2 protein-coding genes are annotated in these 1,144 nt (G+C 64.8%); both read right to left on the bottom strand.

From position 1 onward, the window contains the following. Positions 1 to 119: 119 nt before the first annotated feature. Positions 120 to 392 carry a hypothetical protein gene (locus ACSFA3_RS22290; protein WP_093057387.1) on the bottom strand — a complete coding sequence of 91 codons (273 nt, stop codon included), beginning with the start codon at positions 390 to 392 and terminating at the stop codon, positions 120 to 122. A gap of 74 nt (positions 393 to 466) precedes the next feature. Beyond that, the coding region (locus ACSFA3_RS22285) for a fumarylacetoacetate hydrolase family protein (protein WP_435507679.1) at positions 467 to 1,144 on the bottom strand (678 nt) is incomplete at its 5' end.

Here is a 1,144-nt window from a genome sequence, read left to right as displayed (position 1 = left end):
TGTTCTGGCGTCCAGGATTCAACATTGACTCACTTCGCAAATAAGAATGCTTCTCATTTTAAAGTCGAATCTCGGAGAAATCTTGGAGGCCACCCGCCGTCGGGTGCTGCTTGCTTCCCTCAGTGCCCGTTGCCAGGCGCCGGCGCCAGCCCGCGCTGCTTCAGGAAGTCGTAGAGGCTGACCGCGAGCACCTGCGCAATGGGTATCGGCAGCGTCACGCGCAGCACCGCGGCCCGATGGACCGGGCACCGGTCGGAGCTGTGGTCGACGCGGCTGGCATCGAAGGTGATGTGCACACAGCCCGCGTTGACCCAGTAGCCAGAGACTTCGTCCGCGAACACCTGCGGGGCGTGCAGGTCGTCGATGTAGGTGGCTTGCGGAGGCTGGGACATGGTGGCTCTGGAGATGCAGGAGCCCCGATGATCAAGACCAATCTGGTAGGAAAAATGGTGGGGCCGCCTCCGCTTCAGACGATCCGCACCGACAGCTCCGGCAGCCGGTCGATATGGATCTCGATCAGGTCGCCGCGCACCACCGGCCCGACGTTCTCCGGCGTGCCCGAGTAGATGATGTCGCCCGGCTTCAGCTCGAATGCCTGCGACAGCCGGCTGATCTGCTCGGCCACCGACCAGATCATGTGCTTGAGCGTGGCGCTCTGCTTCGTCTGCCCGTTCACCTTGAGCCAGATCGCGCCGTCGGTGAAGTGCCCGACCTTCGCCACCGGGTGGATCGGCCCGACGGGCGCCGAATGGTCGAAGCTCTTGCCGATTTCCCACGGCTTCTTCTGGTCGCCCATCTCGCGCTGCAGGTCGCGGCGCGTCATGTCGAGGCCGAGCGAATAGCCGTACACGCAGTCGAGCGCCGAGCTCGCCGGGATGTTGCGCCCGCCCTTGGCCAGCGCGACCACCAGTTCAACCTCGTAGTGGTAGTTCTTCGTGAGCGACGGGTAGGGGTGGTCGGCCACCACGCCGGGTGTCACGACCTGGATCGCGTCGGCCGGCTTCTGGAAGAAGAAGGGCGGCTCGCGGCTCGGGTCAGAGCCCATCTCGCGCGCATGGGCCTCGTAGTTGCGGCCGATGCAGTAGATGCGGCGCACCGGATAGACCTGCTCGCTGCCGACGATCGGAATGGTCGATGCGGCGAC

It is taken from the genome of Variovorax glucosi, from assembly GCF_051216695.1.
In the GTDB taxonomy this organism is placed as follows: domain Bacteria; phylum Pseudomonadota; class Gammaproteobacteria; order Burkholderiales; family Burkholderiaceae_C; genus Variovorax.
Note: the sequence above shows the minus strand (reverse complement) of the source record. Positions and strands in the feature narration are given on the sequence as shown.